Consider the following 22127-nt stretch of genomic DNA (forward strand, 5'->3'; position numbering starts at 1 on the left):
GCCAGCTCGAGGGGGAGCAACCTCCACCAGCTCTACCAGGAGGCGCACACGCCCTGGGAGTGGCACCAGCCGATCTTCGACCGGGTCCGCGAGCACGGGATGATCCCCTTCTCCAGCCCGTTCGATCCGACCGCCGTCGGATTCATCGCGGGTCACGTCCGCCCGGGACACCCGGGCCCCCGCGCAGGGCGCTCGGGGTCAGGTGGGGTACGACGCAGGTGGGGCCCGCGCACGTCGCGGGAGCCCCACCTGCGGGTGCCGTCGTCAGGACTGCCAGACGTAGGCCAGGCCCCCCGAGCCCACCTGCTGCTGGTAGCTCGTCCATCCGAGCAGCGATTCGTCGACGAAGGGGACGTCACGAAGGACGCCGTCCTTGGCCATCATCAGGGCGCTCGCGTACCACCCCGTGAATCGCTCGGGGGCGGTGATCTGCGAGAGACCGCCGAGGCTGCCGCCCGGGAGCGGGTCGTACACGCTCTTGAAGGAACCGGCGGCGACCCCCTGAGAGGTGTAGACACGAAGGGTCCCGTCGGCGCGGTTGCGGGCCAGCAGGTCGAAGTGGTTGTCATAGCTCGCGTCGCCGATCCCCAGGATCACGTCGAAGGCGCCCCACCCGCTGGACAGGGCCTTGCGAGGGAGGAACATGCCTGCGCCGGGCGAGCTCACCTTGCCGTTGCCGGGGTACAGCCACAGGACCCCGGCGGCGTCGCGAGCGACGAGGTCGGGCTTGGTGTCGCCGTTCCAGTCGCCCCCGAAGGCCGGGACGTACTGCTGCCAGCCCCCGCCGAGCGACAGTCGCGCCTGCAGGCCACCTGCCGCGTTGCCGCGGTAGAGCCACAGGGCACCGTTGGGCTCACGTGCGGCGAGGTCGCCGTGCCCGTCGCCGTCCCAGTCGCCGACCGAGAACACGTGGTTGTAGATCCCCCAACCCGACCCGAGCGACGTGCGGCCGGCCGACAGCGGCGCCTGGGGGTTGGTGCTGTTGCGGTGGAGCCACAAGGTCCCCGAGGCGTCCTTGGCCACCACGTCGTTGTAGCCGTCCCCGGTGAAGTCGGAGGTCGACTTCGGCGAAGTCTGGCGCACGTCGAAATCCTTGGCGATGGCCTGCGGGTCGGCGACGGAGGCACCGGCCCGGGTCAGCTCGGGGGTGGTGCCGCTCAGCCGGTAGATGCCGGTGTAGGCGTCGCCGTTCCCCGTCTCGGCCGGCGTGGGGTCGGTGTCGATGCGCAGGTAGTAGGCCTGGCGGTCCTGGGTGAGGCGCGGGTTGGACACCTGCTGGCCGACGACGCCCCGCCACCGGACCGTCGCCTCGCCCGTGGCGCTGACGACGACGAGGGAGGACGACCGGTCCGTGTTGCGGACGGCGGCCAGGATCGCGCCGTTCGGGGCGACCGACACGTCATAGGCGCCGGGCGCGCCGAGGGTGGACTGCGCGCCGGTGGCAGTGCTCGTGCGCACCAGGACGCTCGAGCCGTCGGCGGCGTAGCGCACGCCGACCGCGGTGGTGCCGTCCGCGAGGAAGGTGGAGCGTTCCGGCACGACGCTGCCCGTGGGGCGCGGGACGGTGGTCGTGGCACCGGTGTCGAGGACCCGCACCATCGTGCGCAGGGGCACGCCCTGGCTGTCGTACACCGTCCACAGGAGCTTGCGCCCGTCGGGGGAGAAGGACGGCTCGGAGTGGTAGTCCGTCCCGCCGGCGGAGACGGCGGTCACGGCCCCGGTGCCGTCCGCGCGACGCAGGACCAGGTCACCGCCCTGGTCGGCGTTGGCGCGGGTGACCGCGAGCCACATGCCGTCGGGCGAGAACGCCGGGGTCTCCGTGCCGGCGTCGGAGCCCACGGGGATCCCGGCCGAGGTGTCGTTCTGCATGAGCAGGGGGCCGTTGTCCCACGTCGACACGGCGAGGTCGGGCGTGCCGCGACCGGCGTCCTCGAACATCGCCAGGCCGTCGACCGGGGTGCCGCTCGGGTCGGCGAAGACGCAGGTCTGCGTCCCGGTGGAGAAGGGCACCACCAGGCGGTACGCCACCGGGGCGTTCGGGGCCGTGTCTCGGTCGACGGCGATGCCGGTGGCCCCCGCGGCCACCGTCACGGTGCGCCACTGGGTGCCGGTCGAGATGCGGCGCTGCACCGTGATGCTGCCGGTCGGGGCGGCCGAGGGCTTCCACAGCAGCGCGGTGCGGTCGCGCAGCTGGGAGAGGTCGATCTCGAGCGCCGCGCACTGCGGGCTGACCGCCGCGGTGGTGGCGCGGGCCGAGCCCTGCGTGGTGCCGCTCGACTTGCGTGCGGCGGGGCTCTGCTGCAGGCGACCGGAAGTGACGTCGACGGTCTCGGGGGCGGTGGACGGCCGCGCCGGTGCGGGTCGGAGCCGCTCGTGCGACGACGACGTCGTCATCCGGTCCCTGACCTTGTCGTGACCATCGACGGCGGAGGCGAGCCCGACGGTGGGCGCGCCGAGCGCGACGACGAGCGAACCGGCGATGGCGAGGCCCAGGCGGGACCTCCCGCGCTGCAGGCGATGACGCTGATGCATATCTCCCCTTGTTACTACGAGTGATGATTGATTACATAGTGTCATGCCCGGGAGAATTCTGGCAGGCGGCCGGCGAGAGTTGTTGGCCGGGGTGTCGCGGGGCGCTCGTTAGGGTGTCGGCCATGACCTCGGGACTCAGGCACCAGATGAGCTACTTCGACGCGGTCCGGGGTCTGTCCGCGCAGCTCGTCGTCCTGGGCCACGCCGCCGTGCTGGCCTTCCCGGTGCTGTTCGCCGTCCGCGGGACGGACGGCCGGTTGGGCGCCCGCCCGGACCAGTTCCACGTCCAGTCCTACGGCGTCGTGATCTTCCTGGTGCTGTCGGGCTACCTGATCACCATGTCGGTGCAGCGACGGCGTCGGGACCCTGCCTACGGCTTCCGGGCGTACCTGGTGGACCGGTGGGCCCGCATCTTCACCCCGCTGCTGCCCGCCATGGTCGCCGTCGTGCTCATCGACCGGCTCGTCTTCTCCGGCGGGGCCACCTCGCGCTTCATCGTCCTTCGTCACGACCTCACCACCGTGGTGAGCAACCTGCTGATGCTTCAGGACAACGCGGTGCTGCGCCAGGCGGCCGCCGCCACCGGCCAGCCGCTCGCGGCGCGATCCCTCGGCAGCGCCGCCCCCTGGTGGACGGTCGCCCTCGAGTGGTGGATCTACGTCGGGTTCGGGGTGGTCGCCCTGGTGCTGTTGCACCGGCCCACGACCGCTCGCGGCCTGCTGGCCCTGCCCGCGCTGGTCTTCGCGGCGGCGACGGTCCTCGGGACCGTGGAGGGAGGCAGCGGGCTGATGCTCGCCTGGCTGGTCGGCTTCGCGTACGCCTGGTGGGCACCCGCGATGCAGGCGATCCCGCGGTCCGTGCACGCCGGCCTCACGCTGCTGACGGTCCTGTGGTTGTGGTGGTGCTTCGACGTCGTCCACCTCGGCGTCTACGCCCCCACCGTGTGCGTGCTCACCGGCGTCGCCGTCGTGTCGGGCTTCCACATGCTCGACTGGTCCGCGGTCCTCGGCCCCGTGCGCAGGCCGGTGGCCTTCGTCTCGGAGTTCTCCTACTCGCTGTACCTCGTGCACTTCTCGGTCATGATCTGGCTGGTGCACCTCGTCGAGGGGCGCGTGACGGGGCCGGAGCTCTACGTCCTGCTCGTGGCCGCGGGCAACGGGGCGGGCCTGCTCTGGTGGTGGTTGTTCGAGCGCCACTTCGGTCGGGTCCGCGACGCCCTGCGCCCGCTGGTCACCAGGCGGTCCAGCCCCCCGTCCACAGCGATCACCTGTCCTGTGACATAGGCTGATTCGTCCGACGCCAGCCAGCGCACGACGCCCCGGAAGTCGCCCTCGGTGGCCATGCGGCGCAACGGGGTCAGGCCCTCGTAGCGCTCCACGAACTCGTCGGCCTGGCCGCGCGCGATCCCGCCCGGCGCGAAGGCGTTGCACCGGACCTCGGGGGCCAGCACGGTGGCGAGATAGCGCGTCAGCTGGGCGATCCCGCCCTTGGAGGCCCCGTATGCCGCGGGGTTGCCCATGACGGTCCCGGCATACAGGCCCATGTTGGGGCCGACCAGGCCGTAGATGCTGGAGACGTTGACGACGCTGCCGTGACCGGTGCGTCGCAGGAGCGGGAGCAGCCGCCGGGTCAGGCTGAAGGGGACGGTGAGGTTGAGCCGCAGGGCCAGCTCGAAGGCGTCGTCGGTCTGCTCCTCGAACGGGACGGCGTAGCCGGGCACGCCCGAGGTGCCGGTGAAGGCGGCGTTGTTGACGAGCACGTCGCACGCGCCCAGCCGCTCGACCTGCGACACCACCGACCTCAGGGCGTCGGCGTCGAGCAGGTCCGCCGTGACGCCACGGTGGTCGCCGTCAGGCAGCTCGGCCAGGGCCTGGTCCACGAGACCGCCGTCGCGGTCGACCACGACCACCCGGGCACCCCCCTCGGCGAGAGCGGCGCACAGGGTGCGACCGAGCGGTCCGCCGCCGCCCGTCACGACCGCGGTCCGGCCCGTCAGGGCCGAGGCGCCGCCGCTCATCGTCCGGCCTGCTGCTCGTCGTCGGCGTCCAGCCACGGCAGCTCGAGCAGGCCGGCACCGAGCAGCGCCTCGATGAGCCGGAACTCGTACTCGTCGTCGATGGAGAAGGCCTGCGGCTCGGGGATCTCGTACATCCCGTGGCGTCCCTCGTCGAACCAGGACACCTGCAGACGGCGCACGAAGTCCGCGCGCCAGACGTAGAAGTTGCCGTTGATGCGCAGGAAACGACCGGTGTCCTGGCGGCGGGTCACACCCCTGCCCTCGGCGTAGTAGCGCTCCACGGGGCCCGACGGCGTGGTCTCTCGGACCCCGACCCAGGTCGGCTGAAAGGTCGGCTCGGACACGCTGATGACGCCGTCGAGGTCCGGTGACCCGTGCAGCTGCGAGATGGCCTCGGCGATCTGCTGCGGGACCCGCGAGGGGCTGGTCGGGTCGAGCAGGACGAAGACGTCGTAGGGCGAACCCTCCTGCTGCTCCACCGTCTCGAGCGCGTGCTGCATCACCGGGCCCATGGGGGTCCAGTCGGTGGCGAGCCGGTCCGGGCGCAGGAAGGGCACGTCCCCTCCGTGCGCGCGGGCCACCTCGGCGATCTCGGGGTCGTCGGTGGAGACGATGCAGCGGGTGATGCCCGGGCACAGGGCGGCGGCCTTGATGCTGTGGCAGATCAGGGGCAGGCCCGCGAGCTCACGGACGTTCTTGCCGGGCAGGCCCTTGGAGCCGCCCCGTGCGGGGATGACGGCCAGGACGCGCGGCGCCGCCACGCCGACGCCGTCGTCGGCATCTCCGGGGGCGGGGGCGGGGGCGGGAGCAGGGGTCGGGTCGGTCACGAGGTCCTCCGATCGGGACGGGTGGGGGTCGACCGGTGGTCGGCCCCACGGGCGCGGTCGCACAGACGCATGGTCTCGAGCGCCTCGGGGAGCGTGGGGGGCGCTGCGGGGTCCTCCTCGGCGCTGCGGTCGCCGAGGACCGCTGCGGCCTGACGGGCCATGACGACGTTGCGGTCGGCGTCGTCCGCGAACGCGTGCTCGTGCCGCCGTCCGTCGGCGCTGACATGGACCACCGTGTGGGACAGCAGGTCCCAGTCCAGGCGGAGGTCCGGGCCATCGAGGCTCAGGTGCCGGCGACCGGGGCGGGACACGTAGTCGAGCCGGGCCAGGACCCGGTCCTCGTCAGGCGTGGTCCAGGCGAGCGTGGCGGCCTGCTCGGCCGGCATCTGCAGTGGGCCGGATCGGTCCAGCGCCGCCCAGGACAGGTCAGGGGGGCCGAGGAGCGCCGTGGCGTAGTCCAGCTCGTGGACGAGGTCGCGCAGCACCCCGCCCTCGTCGGCGCGCGCCGAGTAGCTCTCGCGGTAGTCCCTGCCGGGCCGCCAGTCGGGGAGCCAGGACTGGCAGGCGACGTGGGCGGACAGCGGCCGGGCGGCCGCGCGCACGAGGCCGAGCACCAGGGCGTACGCCCGGTGGCCGCGCAGGGGGGCGGCCACGCGGACCCGGTCGGCGCGGTCGTGACGCGAGAGGGGGTCGGCGTCGACGGCGGCGGGGGACAGGGGCTTCTCCACCAGGACCCGGGCCGCCCCCGCGTCCAGCGCCACGAGCGCGTCGGCGACGTGCCGCCCGGTGTCGGTGGCCACGACGACGAGGTCGGCCGTGGCGCAGGCTGCCGGCCCGCCGTCGTCGCCCACCACCCCGTCGGCCTCGGGACGCGGCCGGACCGGCCAGAGGTCGACCGACAGACCCAGGGACCGCAGGACCTCGACGTGCCGCGCACCGATCGACCCGCCGCCTCGGACGACTGCGTGCACGGGCACCTCCTGGCTGTGATGTGCGCCCCATGCTGCCATGCGCCTCCGGGGCCGGCCGGGTCACACGCCGCCGCCCGGCGCTCGACCGGGGAGGGGCGCCGTCGCAACTATGCTGGGCGGGTGCCCGCACCCAGCCCTCAGACCGACGCCCGTTGGGCGGTGCTGGGGGCGGGGGGTCACGCGCGCAGCGTGGCGGACGTCCTGCGCCGCAGCGGGAAAGCGGTCGTCGCCGTGAGCGGAGCCCCCTCGGGGCCCTGGCCGGACGACGTCGAGCTGCTGGCCGACGACGCGCAGGCGCTGTCCTACGCCCAGCGCCACGGGGCCGCGCTCGTCCCCGGGATCGGCGCCAACCACGTGCGCCTCCGAGTGGTCGACCGCGCCCGGTCGCACGCCTGCGTGCCGCCCGTCGTGGCCACCACCGCCACCGTGGCACCGGACGCCGTCCTCGGCGACGGCACCGTGGTCCTGGAGCACGCGCACGTCGGTCCCCAGGCATCCCTGGGCCGGGCCGTCGTGGTCAACACGGCCGCTGTCGTGGAGCACGACGTCGTCGTGGGGGACGGGGTGCACGTGGCGCCGGGGGCCGTCGTGCTCGGCGGGGCGAGCGTGGGCGACCTGACCCTCCTCGGCAGCGGGGCGCGCATCCTGCCCGGCGTCCGCGTCGGGGCGGGGTGCGTGGTGGCGGCGGGCGCGGTCGTCATACGCGACGTCCCCGAGGGCGCCCGAGTGGCCGGTATCCCGGCCCGACCCATCCACGACCGGCAGGCCGAGCAGACCGAGGAGCAGCAGTGAGCGTGCGAGCAGCGAGCATCGGGGCGCGAACGATCCCGACCGAGCGGGACGTCTACGTCATCGCCGAGGCGGGGGTCAACCACAACGGCGACCTGGAGATCGCCCACCGCCTGGTGGACACCGCCGCGGACGCCGGTGCCGACGCCGTGAAGTTCCAGACCTTCGACGCGGCCAAGCTGGTGTCGAGCGTCGCGGCCACCACCCCCTACCAGCGGGACCGCGGCGGCGCCCAGGACCAGCGATCGCTGCTGGAGGCCCTGACCCTGCCGATGACCGCGTGGGCGGAGCTGCAGGCCCACACCCACGAGCGCGGGCTGGAGTTCCTCTCGACCCCCTTCGACGTCGACAGCGCCCACGCCCTCGCCGAGCTGGGCCTGCCCGCGATGAAGGTGTCCAGCGGCGAGCTCACCAACCTGCCCTACCTGCGCGAGATCGCCGCCCTCGGCGTCACGATGCTCGTCTCCACCGGGATGGGCACGGCCGACGAGGTCGCGGCCGCCGTGCAGGCCTGCTCCGCGGCCCCCGGGCTCGTGCTCTTCCACTGCGTCTCCGCCTACCCCGCCCCCATCGAGGAGTGCAACCTGCGCGCGATCCCGGCGATGCAGGAGGCCCACGAGGTGCCCGTCGGCTGGTCCGACCACACGCCCGGCCTGCAGACGGCCCTCGGCGCTGTCGCCCTGGGGGCACCCGTCCTCGAGAAGCACTTCACGCTCGACCGCACCATGCCCGGCCCGGACCACATGGCCAGCCTGGAGCCCGCCGAGCTCGCGGACTACGTGCGCTCGACCAAGGCCCTCGCCGTCGGGCTCGGCGACGGGGTCAAGGTGCGCCAGCCGTCCGAGCAGGACAATGCCGTGCTGGTCCGGCGCAGCTGGCACGCCGGGCGCGACCTCCGCGCCGGGGAGCGCCTGGAGGGCGCCGACCTGTCGCTCCTACGTCCCGAGGGGGGCATCAGCCCCGCCGTCGACATCCGCGGACGCGTGCTCGTTCGCGACGTCGCCGCGGGGGCCCAGATCGTCGACGCCGACCTCGCGGACGTCGCACCGCAGGCCGGGGCGGCCCGATGACGCAGGGATCCCGGACGGTGGCCGTCTTCGTCGGCACGCGGGCCGACCTGGGGCCGCTGTCGCCGGTCATCTCGGCGCTCGCCGACGACCCCGACGTCGAGCTGCACATTCTGACGGGCGTGGCCTACGACGTCGGCTCGCTCGCGTCGACGCTGCAGGACGTCGCGCCTCGCGCCCGGACCGAGGGGCGGCTGCACGCCCTCTGCCCCCCGGTCGAGCACCTCGACCCGCACGCCGTGGTCCGGCACGGCGCGCGCCTCGCCGAGGGGGCGGCGCGGCTGCTGCCCGAGCTGCGTCCCGACACGCTCGTGGTCCTCGGGGACCGCTGGGAGCTCCTCTACGTGGTGCCGGCGGCCTTCCTGCTCGGCATACCCGTCGTGCACCTGCACGGGGGAGAGGTGACCGAGGGGGCGGTCGACGAACGCGTCCGGCACGCCGTCACCAAGCTCGCCGACCAGCACTGCGTCGCGTCGCCCGACGCCGCCCGCCGGGTGCGGCAGATGGGGGAGCCCGCGGAGCGGGTGCACGTCACCGGAGCGCCCGGCCTGGACCGGCTGGCCTCCTCGACCGCCCTCAGCGACGCCGAGCTCGCCGACCTGCTCGGGGTGCCGGTCCTGCGGCCGCTCGCGCTGTTCACCTACCACCCGCCCACCGCCGAGGGCGAGGTCCCGGTCGCGCAGTGGGCGTCCGAGGCGCTCCGCGCGACCCTCGACACCTGCGGCACCGTGATCGCGACCCACCCCGGCCTCGACCCCGGCCGCGAGGAGATCCTCGCCGTCCTCGAGCAGGCCGCTCTCGAGCACCCCGAGCTCGTGGTCGTCGAGTCCCTCGGCAGCCGCTACCCCCGCGCCCTGCACGCCGTCGACGTCGTCGTCGGCAACTCCTCGTCCGGCATCATCGAGGCCGCCAGCGCCCACGTGCCCGCTGTCGACGTCGGTGAGCGGCAGCGGGGACGCCTGCGGGGCGACAACGTGATCCACGCCGCCGAGGGCTACGACGCCGTGCGGGCAGCCATCGAGCAGGCCCTGTCGCCCCAGGGGCGGGCGGCGGCAGCGGCGGCGGACAACCCCTATGGTCGGGGGGACGCCGCCGCGCGGGTCCTGGCGGTGGTCCGCCGGGCTCCGACGGGGGGCCGCACCAAGCCGTTCGCCGAGATCGAGGGAGCCGACCGATGACCGCGCGCGACCTGCACCGCACCTGCATCGCCGAGATGGGCACGATCCGTGAGGCCCTCGAGGTGATCGACGCGGCCGCGACCACGGTCGCGCTCATCACCTCTCCCGACGGCGTCCTGCAGGGCCTGCTCACCGACGGAGACATCCGGCGTGCCCTGCTGGCCGGCGCTGCGCTCGACGACCCGGCCCTGCCCTTCGCCACCAAGACCCCGTCCACGGTCAGCGCGGGTTCCCCCCGCGCGCTCGTGCTCGACCTCCTGCGAGCCCGCCACCTCAACGTCGTCCCCGAGGTCGACGAGGGCGGACGGCTCGTCGGGCTGCACACCCTCTTCGACGTGGTCGGCAGCGAGCCGCTGCCCAACGTGGCGGTCATCATGGCCGGTGGCAGGGGCACCCGCCTGGGCGAGCTGACCAGGGACCGGCCCAAGCCGCTCATGACCGTCGCCGGACGCACGATCCTCGAGTGGATCATCCTCAACCTCGTCGGCGACGGCATCCGCGAGATCTACGTCAGCGTCAACTACCTCGCCGAGCAGATCGAGGAGCACCTGGGGGACGGGTCCCGGCTCGGCTGCCAGGTGCACTACCTGCGCGAGGAGCCGCACAACCCCCTCGGCACCGCCGGCTCGCTCACCCTCCTGCGCGACCGCCGCCCGGACCTGCACGACCCCGTCCTGGTGATGAACGGCGACCTCATGGTCCAGTTCGGTGCCCAGGAGCTGATCGACCGGCACGAGCGCAGCGGTGCGCGCCTGACCATGGCGACCCGCAGCTACCAGCACGAGATCCCGTTCGGGGTCGTCGACTGCGACGACGCGGGCTTTGTGACCGGGATCAGCGAGAAGCCGACCATCAGTGTCGACATCAACACCGCGGTGTATGCCGTGGACGCCGACGCCCTCGAGCTCCTCCCGGACGGGCGTCCCAGCACGATGCCGGAGCTCGTGCAACAGTTGCTGGACCGTGGCGACCGCGTCGCCACCTGGACGATGTCATCGGATTGGATCGATGTGGGCACCCCCAAGGACCTTGCCCGCGCGAAAGGACAGGCGTGAAAATGACCGCACCGCAGCAGGACTCGTCCTCCGGGGCCACTCTCAAGGGCAAGCAGGTCCTGGTGACGGGCTCGGACGGGTTCATCGGCTCGCACCTCGTCGAGCGGCTCGTCGCCGACGGGGCTCAGGTCAAGGCCTTCTGCCTCTACAACTCCAACGGGTCCTTGGGCTGGCTCGACGAGTCACCGAGCTTCCAGCAGGCGCTGAAGGACGGTCAGGCCGAGGTGGTCCTCGGCGACATCCGCGACCCCGAGCACGTGCTGGCGTCCGTGGCGGGCATGGACGTCGTCCTGCACCTCGCGGCCCTCATCGCCATCCCCTTCTCCTACGTCGCGCCCCGGTCCTACGTCGAGACCAATGTCATCGGGACGCTCAACGTCCTCGAGGCCGTCCGTCGCCACGGCACGCCGAGGATGGTCAACACCTCCACCTCCGAGGTCTACGGCACCCCCAAGGAGGTGCCCATCACCGAGACCCACGAGCTGCGCGGCCAGTCCCCGTACTCCGCCACCAAGATCAGCGCGGACAAGATGTGCGAGTCCTACGCGTTGTCCTTCGAGACGCCGGTGACGATCCTGCGCCCGTTCAACACCTACGGCCCGCGCCAGTCGACCCGCGCGGTCATCCCGACGGTGCTGTCGCAGATGCTCGTCGGAGCCGAGGAGATCCGGCTCGGGGCCGTCTCGCCGAAGCGCGACTTCACCTTCGCGACCGACACCGCCGACGGCTTCGTGCGCGCCGCGCTCACCGACGTCGCCCCCGGCGAGGTCATCCAGCTCGGCACCGGTCGCACGGACTCCATCGGCGAGATCGTGGAGATCTGCAAGCAGGTCACCGGCTCGACCGCCCGCATCGTCACCGACGAGGACCGCCTCCGCCCGCCCGGCTCCGAGGTCGAGATCCTGCTCTCCGAGCCCCGCAAGGCCAAGGAGCTGCTGGGCTGGGAGCCCACGGTCTCGCTCGAGGACGGGCTGGCCCAGGTGGCCGAGTGGCTGCGTCCCCGGGTCGACGCCGACAAGGCCGCGAGGTACCACCGATGAGCGACGCCGAGACCGCCCGGCACAGCGTGGGCGGGGAGGCCAACGCCCCGAGCGCCTTCGAGCAGGGCTTCGTGCCGCTGTCCGTCCCCAACATCGGCGAGCTGGAGCGGCGCTACGTGCTCGAGGCCGTCGAGTCCGGCTTCGTGTCCTCGGTCGGACCGTTCGTGTCCGAGTTCGAGGAGCGCTTCGCAGAGTATGTCGGCGCCGGCTACGCCGTCGCGACCTCCTCGGGCACGGCCGCGCTGCACGTCGCGCTGATCCTGCTCGGGGTCGAGCGCGACGACGAGGTGATGGTCAGCGACTTCACGTTCGTCGGGTCGATCAACCCGATCGCCTACCTCGGAGCGCGTGCCGTCCTGGTGGACAGCGACGCCTCCTGGGACCTCGACCCCGACCTGGTGGAGCGCGAGCTGCAGCGTCGCGCCGACGCCGCCGAGCCCCTGCCCAAGGCCCTGGAGGTCGTGCACGTCCTCGGGCAGCCGGCCGACATGGGGCGGCTGCTCGAGGTCTGCGACCGCTTCGGCGTCGCCGTCCTGGAGGACGCCGCGGAGTCCCTCGGCGCCACCTGGACGAGCGGGGCGCTGGCGGGCCGTCATACGGGCACCGTCGGTCGGATCGGCTGCTACTCGTTCAACGGCAACAAGGTCGCCACCACCGGAGGCGGCGGGATGATCGTCACCGACGACGAGGCCCTCGCGCGCCGGGCCAAGCACCTCACGACCCAGGCCAAGGTCCCCGACATCGGTTACCTGCACGACGAGGTCGGCTACAACTACCGCCTCACCAACATCGCCGCCGGGCTCGGTCTGGCCCAGCTGGAGCGGCTGCCCGGCTTCCTCGAGGCGAAGCATCGCATCGCCCGTCGCTACGACGAGGCCTTCGCCGACCTGCCGCTCACGCTTCCCCCGCGTATCGAGGGCACCGAGTCCAACGACTGGCTCTACTCCGTCCTCGTGCCCGAGGACAAGGGCGGCCGGGACGCGTTCATCGCGCACCTGAAGTCGCACCGGGTCCAGGGACGCGCCTTGTGGCGCCCCCTGCACGCGCAGCCGCCGTTCGCGGGGTCGAGCACTCTCGGCGGTGCCGTGGGGGACGACCTGTTCGCTCGTGGCGTGTCCCTGCCGTGCTCCACCGACCTGACCGAGGCCGATCAGCAGCGGGTCGTCGAGGCCGTCCTGGCCTTCTTCGCCTGACCCGTCCGCGCGCTGGCCCGTCCGCCATGATGACGGGGCGCCGGAGGCAACCGCTGATCGGGCGAGGTCTCGGGCACCTGCCGCCGGGTCGGGGCCTGAGGAGGGCCGTATGGCGGTCCGCACCCCCATGCAGTGGACCCCCGAGTCGAACGCCGGCTCCAGCACGGCGGGGGTCCGCACGGCAGCGACCCCGACTCGCAGTACGCCTTCGTGCGGGACCTGATCTTCCGCTACCGCCAGCACCCGGAGCTGGGGTGGGGGCTCCACGAGGTCATCGATCGAGGTCGTTCTCTACGGCTACCGGTGGCCCCGGCGTGCACGGCCCGGACGGCCGCCGACTCTACTGATCCGTGCCCTCCCCCTTGCCGCGATCGTGAGGGTCTGGTCCGACATCCTCGGTCCAAACCCTCACGATTTCTGGGGGTGGCGAAGTCAGGCGGGGACGACGACCCCGGCGCGCAGGAGGGCCCGCGCGGCCTCCTGCCCCAGCTCGGCGGCGGTGGTCTCTCCGCCCTCCAGCATGATGTCGACGGCGGGCCGGCCGGTCGCGGCGATCCGCTGCAGCCCGAGGCGGCTGTCCAGCATGATCTGGGCGTCGTCGGCCGGGACCGGGGAGACCGTCACCCGCAGGTGCGGGCGCAGGCGGAGCCGCGACGCGTCGTCGAGGTCGAGCGCGGCCTGCACCTGCGCGATGGGGGAGATCGGCGAGAGTCGGCGGCTCGACTCGTCGCGGCGGGTCAGGGCGCGAGAGATCGCGGCGTCGTCGAGCTGCTCGATCGCGCGCACCAGCGCCTCCCGCGCGACGGCGAACCCGCTCGTGTCCGAGGCGATGTCGACGCCCAGCGCCAAGGACCGCCGGACCTGCAGGTCGGCGGCCGCCCGGTCGAGGGCGAGCTGGCCGATGACCTCGGCGGCGGCATACGGCGTCCAGGTGTGGACCCCGATGGTGACGTGCGAGGAGATCTCGCCGAAGGTCGAGGCCGCGTGGATCGTGCCCCGCGGGAGGTAGAGGACGTCGCCGGGCTCGAGGGTCACGTCGAGGATCGGCTCGGCCCGGGCAGCCTCCTCGACCTCGCTGCGTCGCTCGGCCCACGGGTGGTGCCGCAGCGGGGCCTCCAGCACGGGGGCGTGCAGGACCCAACGCTTGCGGCCGCTGGTCTGCACGACGAAGACGTCGTGGACGTCGTAGTGGTCGGCGAAGCCCTGGCTCTGCGGCGGCGTGATGTAGGCGTTGATCTGGACGGGGTGGCCGAGGTCGACGGCCAGCTGCTGCCCGAGGTCCACGAGTGGCGGCCAGGTGCGGTGCAGGCCCTGCGCGACGATCGTGGCCCCGCCCGCGAACTCGCGGTGGAGCTGGTCGTCCCCGACCTGGTCGCGCACGCTGGCCCCGACACCGCCCGCCGTGGTGAACAGGCTGTCGGGCAGCGGGGACCCGTCCTTGGCCAGCCGCAGGAAGGGCGCCCTCAGACCGCGACGGGACACCATCTCGTCCACCGCGCCGGGACCGAACAGGTCGGTGAAGTCCCGTCCGTCCTCGGCCAGGGCCTCGGCGCCCGTGCGCAGCAGCGGACGACGGCCCCAGACCTCGGCGGCGAAGGTCTCGACGTCGCCGACGAGGCGGGCGAGCGCCGGGCGGGCGCTCGCCTCCTCACCGGCGGGGGTGGTCGTGCGACTCGCGGTGCCGGCCGTCATGCCCCGGGCTCGATCGTGGGACCGCGTCCCTCGGACTGGTCCTCGTCGAGGTCGGCGCCGGCGAGCTCGGGGTCGTCCCCGTCCGTCGAGGGGGTGGTCTCGTCGGCGTCCCCCGACTGACCGGTGCTGCTCTCGTCCTGGGTGGGGTAGAGCCCGGAGCGCGACACCTGGCCGGCGTCTCCGTCCTGGGCCTGGTCCATCACCGAGGGCTCCTCGGGCTGCTGCGTGGTCATGCCTGCCTCCTCGCGTCGCGGATCTGGTGCCTGGACCATACCGAGCCGAGGCCCCCGGCATACGTGGCAGGTGGTGAGGGACACGCCTCCCGGCCGCCGCCGGGAGACCCGGGCGCAGGTAGGCTCGGCCCGTGGCTTCCAACACCGACTTCGACCTGTTCACGACCTCCGAGGAGCACGAGGAGCTCCGCGCGATGCTGCGCGAGGTGGTCGCCGACAAGATCGCCCCCGCTGCCGCCGAGGTGGACGAGCAGGGGGTCTTCCCCCAGGTCGCCTACGACGCCCTGCGCCAGGTCGACCTGCAGGCGCCGCACGTCGCCGAGGAGTACGACGGCGTGGGCCTGGACGCCCTCGGCACCTGCATCGTCATCGAGGAGGTGGCCCGCGGGTGCGCCTCCTCCTCGCTGATCCCCGCGGTCAACAAGCTCGGCTCGATGCCGGTGATCCTGGCCGGCTCGGAGGAGGTCAAGCGCCGCTACCTGCCGCCGATGGCCCGCGGCGAGGCGATGTTCTCCTACGGCCTGTCCGAGCGGGAGGCCGGGTCCGACACGGCCGGCATGCGTACCCGGGCCCGCCGCGAGGGCGACGACTGGATCCTCAACGGCACCAAGGCCTGGATCACCAACGCCGGGGTCTCGGAGTTCTACACCGTCCTCGCGGTCAGCGACCCCGACGGCCGCCGCGGCGCCAACGTCACCGCCTTCGTGGTGGAGAAGGGCGACGAGGGCTTCGGCTTCTCCGAGCCCGAGCGCAAGCTCGGCATCAAGGGCAGCCCCACCCGCGAGCTGCACCTCGACAACGTCCGCATCGGCGATGACCGCCGCGTGGGCGAGGTCGGCGACGGCCTCAAGATCGCGCTGCGCACCCTCGACCACACCCGCATCACGATCGGCGCCCAGGCCGTCGGCATCGCGCAAGGAGCCCTCGACGCGGCCGTGGCCTACGTCAAGGAGCGCAAGCAGTTCGGCAAGGCGATCGCGGAGTTCCAGGGCATGCAGTTCATGCTCGCGGACATGGCCATGGAGCTGGAGGTGGCGCGGCAGATGGTCTACGTCGCCGCCGCGAAGTCCGAGCGCGGCGACGCCGACCTGCCGTTCTTCGGCGCAGCCGCCAAGTGCTTCGCCTCCGACATGGCGATGAAGGTCACCACCGACGCGGTCCAGGCCCTCGGCGGCGCCGGCTACACCAAGGACTTCCCGGTCGAGCGGATGATGCGCGACGCCAAGATCACCCAGATCTACGAGGGCACCAACCAGGTGCAGCGCCTGGTCATGGCGCGTCAGCTGCTCAAGGGCTGACCGGCCGTATGACGCCCGACGCCTCCGTCGTCGCCGTGGTCGTGACCTGGAACCGCCACGACCTGCTCCTCGAGGTGCTGGGGGCGCTGCGCGCCCAGACCCTGCCGGTCTCGCGGGTCGTCGTCGTCGACAACGCCTCCACGGACGGCACCGCCGAGACCCTGCGGTCCCAGGCCGACGACGTCGTGACCGTCACCGCGCGCACCAACACCGGTGGCGCCGGGGGTTTCGCGCTCGGCATACGGCGGGCTCTCGAGCTGGGGTGCGACGCGGTCTGGCTCATGGACGACGACACCGTGCCGGAGCCCGGGGCGCTCGCCGCCCTCGTCCGGGCCCGCGACGAGTTCCCCCTCGGCACACCGGCCGTCGTGGCCAGCCGGGTCGTGTGGACCGACGGGCGCGACCACCCGATGAACACCCCTCGGCCGTCGCCGTTCGCGTCGTCGGGGGAGCGGGAGGCGGCGGCGTCGGTCGGCTGCGTGCCGGTGCGGTCCGCGTCCTTCGTGTCGATCCTGTGCGACGGCGCCGCGGTCCGGGAGCGGGGGCTGCCGGTGGCCGACTACTTCCTGTGGAACGACGACTTCGAGTACTCCACGCGCCTGATCCGGGGTGGTCACGGTCTGGCCTGCCCGGCATCCGTCGTCGTGCACAAGACGCGGACCTTCGGGTCGACCGACGCCGACCCGGGGCCACGCTTCTACTACGAGGTGCGCAACAAGGTGTGGATGTGGACGCGCTCGCGCTCGCTCTCTCCGGTGGAGAAGGCCGTCTACGGCGGCTCCTCGCTGCTGCGGTGGGGGCGGACCGTCGCGCGGTCGCGGGACCGGGGAACGCTGGTGCAGGGCCTGGTCAGGGGCCTGCGCGACGGGGTGGTCCGTGGCCCGCGACGCACGGAGGACGTACTGGCCGAGGCCGTGGGGGAGCAGGCGTGACCGAGGTGAGCGGGCTGCCGTTCAGCGTGCTGATGTGCGTCTACCGCGGCGACGACCCGGAGCACCTGCGCGAGGCCCTCGACTCCGTGACGGTGGAGCAGACGCGGCGCCCCGCGCAGGTCGTGCTGGTGCAGGACGGCCCGGTGCCGACCCCGCTCGACGAGGCGATCCAGCGGCTGGTGGCGGGGGCGGTGGTGCCGGTGGAGCTCGTGCGCCTGCCGGTCAACCGCGGTCTCGGGGTCGCCCTCACCGCTGGGCTCGCGCGATGCGCCCACGACGTGGTGGCCCGCATGGACGCCGACGACATCGCGCTGCCCGAGCGGTTCGCGGTGCAGCTGCCCGTCATCGAGCGGGGCGCCGACGTGGTGGGGTCGGGGATGCTGGAGATCGGGCGCGGTCGCGACGACGTGGTCGGTCGCCGGGTGCCGCCGCTGACCCCCGAGCGGATCGTCGAGTCCTCCCGGATGGCGCAGCCGTTCAACCACCCGACCGTGGTCTACCGCCGGTCTGCCGTCGAGGCCGCGGGGGGCTACCAGGACTTCAAGCAGATGGAGGACTACCTCCTGTTCGCCCGGATGATCCAGGGCGGGGCGCGGGTGGCCAACGTCGCCGACCCCCTGCTGTGCTACCGGGTGGGCGAGGGCGCCTACGCCCGGCGGGGCGGGTGGTCGATGCTGCGCACCGAGCTGGCCCTGCAGCGGCGCTTCCTCCGGATGGGGTTCACGACCCCGGCGCAGTGCGTGCGCAACGTGCTCGTCCGCGGGGTCTACCGCCTGGTGCCCGAGCAGCTGCGGCGTGTGGCCTACGGCGCGATCATGGCGCGCCGCGGCGAGCGCTGACCCGCCTCGGACCGGTCCTCAGGGAGGGGCTGGTCGTTCTTGATCTTGTCGAAGAACGCCTGCGCCTTGGTCGTGTCCCACTTGACCGCCACGCCGGCCGCCGTGGGGTAGGCCGGGTTGGAGATCGGCACGACCAGCGACTGGCCGTCTGCGCCGGACGAGGCCCGCATGGCCTGCAGGACGCGGGTGAGGTCGGCCGGGGAGGTGCCGTCCCCGATCTTGACGCCCTCGGCCGCGCTGTGCGTGAAGCCCCAGTACCGCCAGGGGAGCAGGACGGTGGCAGGGCTGGCGGCCTTGCGCATGATGGCGCCGAGGAACTGGCGCTGGCGCTTGGCCCGACCGAGGTCGCCCTCGGGGTCGGAGTACCGCGACCGCACGAAGCCCAGCGCCTGCGGCCCGCTGAGCGTCTGCTCGCCCTTCGTGAGGTTGATGCCGGCCTTCTCGTCGACCATGTCGAACGGCACGTTCACGGACACGCCGCCGAGCGAGTCCACGACCCTGGCGAACCCGCCGAAGCCGATCTCGACGTAGCCGTCCACGTGCACGCCGGTCGCCTGCTCCACGGTCTCGACGAGCAGCGTCGGCCCCCCGATGGAGTAGGCGGCGTTGATCTTGTTGCGGTGGTGTCCCGGGATCGGCACGTAGGAGTCGCGCGGCAGCGACACGAGCGCCGACCTCTGCCCGGTCTCGGAGACGTGGACGAGGATGATCGAGTCGGTCCGCTGCCCCGCGTCGTCGCCGGTCGCGAGCTGCTGCTGCTCCTCGGAGCTGAGCCCGGCCCGCGAGTCCGAGCCCACGAGCAGGTAGTTGAAGCCGCTCACCCGCGCGGGACGGTCCCCCGCAGGGGAGGCGTCCACGGTGGACACGGAGCTCCACGCGTGCAGCGGGGTGATGACGAGGAAGGCGATCCAGGCCAGCAGCGCCACGAGCAGCAGCGCCACCACCCGCCGACGGCGGTGCACCCGCCGCGGCGGGCGACCCGGTCGCGCGCCGTGGTGACGCTCCGGGGGCCGGGTCGGCGGCGGCTGGACGGGCCGGGGCGACTGGGCGGGCATCTGCCGGGTGCCGGAGCGGACGTCGTCCCCGTGGTCGTATGCCGCGCCCGCCGGGTAGGCCGGGCCGCCGTGACGGGGTTGGTCCCCCCAGCCGGCGTCGTGCCCGTCGCCCCGCCTGTCGTCAGGCATGTCATCACGGTCGCGGGATTCTTCAGGAGGGCGGCGACCGGTGATGCGACTCGCGCCCCCCAAAGGGTTGCGCGGGCTGGACATCCGGCCGCGACGCTTGCGCGTGTCGACGACGTAGGAATCGGTGTCGTCGTGCGGGTGTCGGTCGTCAGCGGGCGTCATCGGTCGGGCCGGCCTCCGGGTCGGGGACGTCGGTCATGTCTTCGGGACGCATCACCGTAGCCCCAGGTTGCCCCTGGGGCCTGGACGCCACCTCCGGGTGTCGGGCGGCGGCCTCGTCGAGGGCGATGCGGCGGGAGAGCCGGGTGAACCGCACGTCCATCTCGCGGAAGCGCAGGTGGGTGCTCATCATGTAGCCGAGGAAGGCGATCACCAGGATGTAGAGCACCAGGTCGGTGCCACGTCCGACGCCCACGGCCCGGGCCAGGCCGACCCAGACCGACGGGAAGATGATCGAGTACACCGCGAAGGCGGCGAACGCGAACATGCCGAGGCGGCGGATGGCCTGGGTGCGCGCACCCCGCGCCGTGGTCATCCGCAGGAGCACGACGACGACGGCGGCGATCAGCGCGAGCTGGATGAGGGCCTTCACTTGAACATCAGCTCCACGAGGATGTTGACCGAGTTCCACAGGGACTGGCCCTTGGAGACCGAGTAGTCGGTGTAGAGGATGTGGACCGGCTCCTCGGCGTATCGCACGCGTCGGCCGTCGATCTGCAGCGCCCCGATCTGCGCGACGATCTCCGAGGCGTGGGCCATGCGGTTCATCGTGATGTCGAGCCGCTCGACGACAGGCCTGGACAGCACCCGCAGCCCGTTGTGCGCGTCGGTGAGGCGGGTGCCGGTGGAGAGGTTGGTGTAGGCGACGGCCAGGCGCAGCACGAGCTTCTTGAGCGGGCTGGGCTGGGTGCGCTCGTCCAGGAACCGCGACCCGAAGATCACGTCGAGGTCGTCGCGGCGGATGCGGTCGAGCATCCGCAGGACGTCGTCCACCTGGTGCTGGCCGTCCGCGTCGAAGGTGACGACGTACTCCATCCCCGGGTCGGTCAGGGCGAACTCGAAACCGGTCTGCAGGGCGGCGCCCTGCCCCATGTTGACCGGGTGCTGGACGAGTCGGGCCCCGGCCGCGAGGGCGCGTGCCGCGCTCTCGTCCTTGGACCCGTCGTCGACGCACACGATGTTGGGGAAGGTCCGGCGGGCATGCGTGATGACGTCGCCGATCACCGTCGCCTCGTTGTAGAGGGGGACGACCAGCCAGACGTTCTCGTTCACGCGCGCCACGATACGTGCCTTTCCGCGGAGGCGGTCGGCGCCATGCGGGCGGGGAGGCGCGAGCGGTCGCGCACGCCCGTCTAGGGTGGGCGCATGACCGATCGGGCCGTCACCGTCCTGCTGACCGTGTATGCCGGGGTGCGGGCACCTCACCTGCGGGAGGCCCTGGAGAGCGTGGCCGCCCAGACCCGGGTGCCCGACGAACTGGTGGTCGTGGCCGACGGCCCGCTCACTCCCGAGCTCGAGGCCGTGCTCGCGACGCACCGCCCGGCGTGTCGATCGCGGCTGGTCCGCCTGCCCCGCAACCTTGGGTCCGGACCGGCCTCCCAGGCGGGCATGGCGGCCGTCACCGGGGACTGGGTCGCCAGGGCCGACGCCGATGACGTGTCCGTCCCCCACCGCCTGGAGCGTCAGCTCGCGGCGCTCGACGAGGCGCAGGCCGCGGGACGCCCGCTGGACGTCGTGGGTGCCGCGATGACCGAGTTCTCCGACGCGGGAGACCTGGCGGGCGCAGGCGGGGGCAGGCCTGCCGGGCGTCAGGTGCTGGGGGTGCGCAGGCTCCCCTCCGGCCACGACGCGATCGCGGCGTACCTGCGGATCAACAACCCGATCAACAACCCGACCCTGCTCGTCCGCGCGCAGGCCGTGAGGGCGGTCGGCGGGTATCGCGCGGTCCCGTTCATGGAGGACTACGACCTGATGGCGCGGCTCCTCGCCGCCGGCTGTCGCTTCGCCAACCTCGACGAGCCGCTCGTGCTCTTTCGCATGAGCGGCGAGACGATGAAGCGGCGCACGGGGGCCCGCATCCTGCAGGGGGAGTGGCAGATGCAGCGCAACCTCCAGGCGTACGGCATCACGCGGGGGTGGCAGCGCTGCCGTAACCTCGTGCTGCGCCTGGGGTTCCGACTCCTGCCGAGCGGGCTCCTGAACCGCGCGTACTCCGCTCTCTTCCGACGCTGAAGGACCCTCGTGGACATCCAGAACCACCACTACGGCCACGCCTCCGTCATGGCCCGCCACGCCGGCCTGTCCCGGCCCCGGCACGTGCGCGGTCTGCTGCAGCACGGCTGGACAGTGGAGTCACCCATGGCCACCCACTTCGCGGACTTCCCCGACGTCGAGGCGTCGGGACGTCGTGAGCTGTTCGTCTGGACCCACCACGCCCGGGGCTGGGACCCCGCGGAGGAGTCGCGCCGGACGCGGGCGGTCGGCGCGCCATGGGCCTACCTCGTGGCCGACGCCGCCCTGGACCTCACCCCGCCGGGGGAGGGCACGCTGATCTTTCCGCTGCACGGCTCGCACATCGACGCCGTGGTCGGTGACCAGGCCGCCCTGGCGCGCTACTACGCCGAGACCGAGGGGCCGTGCACGATCTCGGTGCACGTCGAGGACCTCGGCCGGCCCGAGGTGATCGAGGCCTGGACCTCGGCCGGTCACACCCTCGTGTCCGCGGGCGCGCGTGGCGACGTCGACTTCCTGCCCAGGATCCTGGCGATGATCCTGCGTCACCGCCGTGTCGTGTCCAACCGGCTCATGACCTCGATCCTGTATGCCGCGTCCATCGGTCGCGAGGTCGCGGTGCACGGTGACCCCCTGTCGTTCGCGTTCGAGAGCGACGCCGCGATCCGCCGGATCGAGGAGCTGTGGCCCGAGCTCCACGGCTCGCGCACCGACGGCGCCACCGTCCAGGCGATCGCCCGGGACGAGCTGGGCTTCCAGCACGTGCTGCCGGCGCGTGAGCTGCGCGAGGCCTTCGGCTGGGCGCGCCCGGTGAGCCCGGGCCCGGCCTTCGACTACTGGCTCCGCGCGCCGCTGCAGAAGGCCCTCAACGTCGTGGGCGTGGGCAGGCGTGACGAGGGGTTCGTGGCGGCCAAGGGACGACCGGACCCGATGCTGTGGCTGAGGCACCCCCTGTCCCACCTGCCCCGGGGGCTCCCGAGGCGCCTGCCCCAGGTGGACCCTTTGCCGGAGCCGCTGCACGTGGGCGACGCCCCGGTCCTGCCCTGAG

20 protein-coding genes and 1 pseudogene are annotated in these 22127 nt (G+C 72.9%); 12 read left to right on the forward strand and 9 right to left on the reverse strand.

What is annotated here, in order from left to right; all coding sequences use genetic code 11:
* Positions 1 to 264 precede the first annotated feature (264 nt).
* Positions 265 to 2532, reverse strand: a complete 2268-nt coding sequence (locus tag ACF3NS_RS08690; RefSeq protein ID WP_392465561.1) for an FG-GAP-like repeat-containing protein — start codon at positions 2530 to 2532, stop codon at positions 265 to 267.
* A 146-nt stretch (positions 2533 to 2678) separates the two neighbouring features.
* On the opposite strand from ACF3NS_RS08690, the pseudogene ACF3NS_RS08695 reads away from it, so the two are divergent.
* Positions 2679 to 3656 (forward strand): annotated as a pseudogene (locus ACF3NS_RS08695) (acyltransferase family protein); the annotation flags it as partial.
* Positions 3657 to 3661: 5 nt separating this feature from the next.
* On the opposite strand, the gene ACF3NS_RS08700 reads toward ACF3NS_RS08695, so the two are convergent.
* The 3 genes from ACF3NS_RS08700 to ACF3NS_RS08710 are packed head-to-tail and all read right to left on the reverse strand — an operon-like array spanning position 3662 to position 6347.
* Positions 3662 to 4549 carry an SDR family oxidoreductase gene (locus ACF3NS_RS08700; RefSeq protein WP_392465563.1) on the reverse strand — a complete coding sequence of 296 codons (888 nt, stop codon included), beginning with the start codon at positions 4547 to 4549 and terminating at the stop codon, positions 3662 to 3664.
* Positions 4546 to 5376, reverse strand: a complete 831-nt coding sequence (locus ACF3NS_RS08705; protein ID WP_311966590.1) for an acylneuraminate cytidylyltransferase family protein — start codon at positions 5374 to 5376, stop codon at positions 4546 to 4548. Before ACF3NS_RS08705 ends, ACF3NS_RS08700 begins: the two co-directional genes overlap by 4 nt.
* The gene (locus ACF3NS_RS08710; protein WP_288797888.1) at positions 5373 to 6347 is read right to left on the reverse strand and encodes an oxidoreductase; all 975 of its coding nucleotides are present in this window, start codon (positions 6345 to 6347) and stop codon (positions 5373 to 5375) included. Before ACF3NS_RS08710 ends, ACF3NS_RS08705 begins: the two co-directional genes overlap by 4 nt.
* A 120-nt stretch (positions 6348 to 6467) precedes the next feature.
* Here ACF3NS_RS08710 and ACF3NS_RS08715 point away from each other — a divergent pair, with 120 nt between their 5' ends.
* Genes ACF3NS_RS08715 through ACF3NS_RS08740 form a run of 6 tightly spaced genes read left to right on the forward strand, consistent with a single transcriptional unit; the run spans position 6468 to position 12669 of the window.
* Positions 6468 to 7139, forward strand: a complete 672-nt coding sequence (locus ACF3NS_RS08715) for a NeuD/PglB/VioB family sugar acetyltransferase (protein ID WP_311966589.1) — start codon at positions 6468 to 6470, stop codon at positions 7137 to 7139.
* Positions 7136 to 8206 carry an N-acetylneuraminate synthase family protein gene (locus tag ACF3NS_RS08720; RefSeq protein ID WP_288797891.1) on the forward strand — a complete coding sequence of 357 codons (1071 nt, stop codon included), beginning with the start codon at positions 7136 to 7138 and terminating at the stop codon, positions 8204 to 8206. The genes ACF3NS_RS08715 and ACF3NS_RS08720 overlap by 4 nt, the downstream gene beginning before the upstream one ends.
* On the forward strand, positions 8203 to 9381 hold the full coding sequence (gene neuC / locus ACF3NS_RS08725; RefSeq protein WP_154593548.1) for a UDP-N-acetylglucosamine 2-epimerase: 1179 nt from the start codon (positions 8203 to 8205) through the stop codon (positions 9379 to 9381). Before ACF3NS_RS08720 ends, neuC begins: the two co-directional genes overlap by 4 nt.
* Positions 9378 to 10436: a sugar phosphate nucleotidyltransferase gene (locus ACF3NS_RS08730; RefSeq protein ID WP_154593547.1), complete on the forward strand. Its 1059-nt coding sequence runs from the start codon at positions 9378 to 9380 to the stop codon at positions 10434 to 10436. The genes neuC and ACF3NS_RS08730 overlap by 4 nt, the downstream gene beginning before the upstream one ends.
* Before the next feature lie 2 nt (positions 10437 to 10438).
* Positions 10439 to 11476: a GDP-mannose 4,6-dehydratase gene (locus tag ACF3NS_RS08735; RefSeq protein WP_154593546.1), complete on the forward strand. Its 1038-nt coding sequence runs from the start codon at positions 10439 to 10441 to the stop codon at positions 11474 to 11476.
* The gene (locus ACF3NS_RS08740) at positions 11473 to 12669 is read left to right on the forward strand and encodes an aminotransferase class I/II-fold pyridoxal phosphate-dependent enzyme (protein ID WP_154593545.1); all 1197 of its coding nucleotides are present in this window, start codon (positions 11473 to 11475) and stop codon (positions 12667 to 12669) included. The genes ACF3NS_RS08735 and ACF3NS_RS08740 overlap by 4 nt, the downstream gene beginning before the upstream one ends.
* 432 nt (positions 12670 to 13101) lie before the next feature.
* Here the strand turns inward: ACF3NS_RS08740 and ACF3NS_RS08745 are convergent, their stop codons facing one another.
* Entirely contained in the window at positions 13102 to 14361 is a 1260-nt protein-coding gene (locus ACF3NS_RS08745) for a cupin domain-containing protein (protein WP_154593544.1), read from the reverse strand.
* Positions 14358 to 14594 carry a hypothetical protein gene (locus tag ACF3NS_RS08750; protein ID WP_154593543.1) on the reverse strand — a complete coding sequence of 79 codons (237 nt, stop codon included), beginning with the start codon at positions 14592 to 14594 and terminating at the stop codon, positions 14358 to 14360. Before ACF3NS_RS08750 ends, ACF3NS_RS08745 begins: the two co-directional genes overlap by 4 nt.
* A 131-nt stretch (positions 14595 to 14725) precedes the next feature.
* On the opposite strand from ACF3NS_RS08750, the gene ACF3NS_RS08755 reads away from it, so the two are divergent.
* Genes ACF3NS_RS08755 through ACF3NS_RS08765 form a run of 3 tightly spaced genes read left to right on the forward strand, consistent with a single transcriptional unit; the run spans position 14726 to position 17663 of the window.
* On the forward strand, positions 14726 to 15892 hold the full coding sequence (locus ACF3NS_RS08755; RefSeq protein ID WP_392465567.1) for an acyl-CoA dehydrogenase family protein: 1167 nt from the start codon (positions 14726 to 14728) through the stop codon (positions 15890 to 15892).
* An 8-nt stretch (positions 15893 to 15900) separates the two neighbouring features.
* Positions 15901 to 16824: a glycosyltransferase family 2 protein gene (locus ACF3NS_RS08760; RefSeq protein WP_195849192.1), complete on the forward strand. Its 924-nt coding sequence runs from the start codon at positions 15901 to 15903 to the stop codon at positions 16822 to 16824.
* Complete coding sequence (locus tag ACF3NS_RS08765; protein ID WP_311966586.1) at positions 16821 to 17663, forward strand: glycosyltransferase; 843 nt, start codon at positions 16821 to 16823, stop codon at positions 17661 to 17663. The genes ACF3NS_RS08760 and ACF3NS_RS08765 overlap by 4 nt, the downstream gene beginning before the upstream one ends.
* On the opposite strand, the gene ACF3NS_RS08770 is transcribed toward ACF3NS_RS08765, so the two are convergent.
* The 3 genes from ACF3NS_RS08770 to ACF3NS_RS08780 all read right to left on the reverse strand — a co-directional run bounded on the left by ACF3NS_RS08770 (position 17627) and on the right by ACF3NS_RS08780 (position 20119).
* Complete coding sequence (locus ACF3NS_RS08770; RefSeq protein WP_392465569.1) at positions 17627 to 18847, reverse strand: LCP family protein; 1221 nt, start codon at positions 18845 to 18847, stop codon at positions 17627 to 17629. The two genes, ACF3NS_RS08765 and ACF3NS_RS08770, sit on opposite strands and share 37 nt — an antisense overlap.
* Positions 18848 to 18995: 148 nt before the next feature.
* A complete protein-coding gene (locus ACF3NS_RS08775; RefSeq protein ID WP_286959036.1) occupies positions 18996 to 19439 on the reverse strand; it encodes a DUF2304 domain-containing protein in 444 nt (147 codons plus the stop codon).
* Positions 19436 to 20119, reverse strand: a complete 684-nt coding sequence (locus ACF3NS_RS08780; protein ID WP_288798609.1) for a glycosyltransferase family 2 protein — start codon at positions 20117 to 20119, stop codon at positions 19436 to 19438. The genes ACF3NS_RS08775 and ACF3NS_RS08780 overlap by 4 nt, the downstream gene beginning before the upstream one ends.
* A gap of 93 nt (positions 20120 to 20212) precedes the next feature.
* Between ACF3NS_RS08780 and ACF3NS_RS08785 the strand changes: the two genes are divergently transcribed.
* Entirely contained in the window at positions 20213 to 21079 is an 867-nt protein-coding gene (locus ACF3NS_RS08785; RefSeq protein ID WP_154593542.1) for a glycosyltransferase, read from the forward strand.
* Between the two features lie 9 nt (positions 21080 to 21088).
* Positions 21089 to 22126, forward strand: coding sequence for a hypothetical protein (locus tag ACF3NS_RS08790; protein WP_154593541.1), 1038 nt, complete (start codon positions 21089 to 21091; stop codon positions 22124 to 22126).
* Position 22127 lies beyond the last annotated feature (1 nt).

Source organism: Arsenicicoccus cauae, assembly GCF_043162025.1.
GTDB lineage: Bacteria > Actinomycetota > Actinomycetes > Actinomycetales > Dermatophilaceae > Arsenicicoccus > Arsenicicoccus cauae.

What these genes read in the sequence shown, in the direction of transcription:
- ACF3NS_RS08690 (WP_392465561.1), bottom strand. Translation starts at nt 2,532, where the DNA reads ATGCATCAGCGTCATCGCCTGCAGCGCGGGAGGTCCCGCCTGGGCCTC.
- ACF3NS_RS08700 (WP_392465563.1), bottom strand. Translation starts at nt 4,549, where the DNA reads ATGAGCGGCGGCGCCTCGGCCCTGACGGGCCGGACCGCGGTCGTGACG.
- neuC (WP_154593548.1), top strand. Translation starts at nt 8,203, where the DNA reads ATGACGCAGGGATCCCGGACGGTGGCCGTCTTCGTCGGCACGCGGGCC.
- ACF3NS_RS08730 (WP_154593547.1), top strand. Translation starts at nt 9,378, where the DNA reads ATGACCGCGCGCGACCTGCACCGCACCTGCATCGCCGAGATGGGCACG.
- ACF3NS_RS08735 (WP_154593546.1), top strand. Translation starts at nt 10,439, where the DNA reads ATGACCGCACCGCAGCAGGACTCGTCCTCCGGGGCCACTCTCAAGGGC.
- ACF3NS_RS08740 (WP_154593545.1), top strand. Translation starts at nt 11,473, where the DNA reads ATGAGCGACGCCGAGACCGCCCGGCACAGCGTGGGCGGGGAGGCCAAC.
- ACF3NS_RS08745 (WP_154593544.1), bottom strand. Translation starts at nt 14,361, where the DNA reads ATGACGGCCGGCACCGCGAGTCGCACGACCACCCCCGCCGGTGAGGAG.
- ACF3NS_RS08750 (WP_154593543.1), bottom strand. Translation starts at nt 14,594, where the DNA reads ATGACCACGCAGCAGCCCGAGGAGCCCTCGGTGATGGACCAGGCCCAG.
- ACF3NS_RS08760 (WP_195849192.1), top strand. Translation starts at nt 15,901, where the DNA reads ATGACGCCCGACGCCTCCGTCGTCGCCGTGGTCGTGACCTGGAACCGC.
- ACF3NS_RS08770 (WP_392465569.1), bottom strand. Translation starts at nt 18,847, where the DNA reads ATGCCTGACGACAGGCGGGGCGACGGGCACGACGCCGGCTGGGGGGAC.
- ACF3NS_RS08785 (WP_154593542.1), top strand. Translation starts at nt 20,213, where the DNA reads ATGACCGATCGGGCCGTCACCGTCCTGCTGACCGTGTATGCCGGGGTG.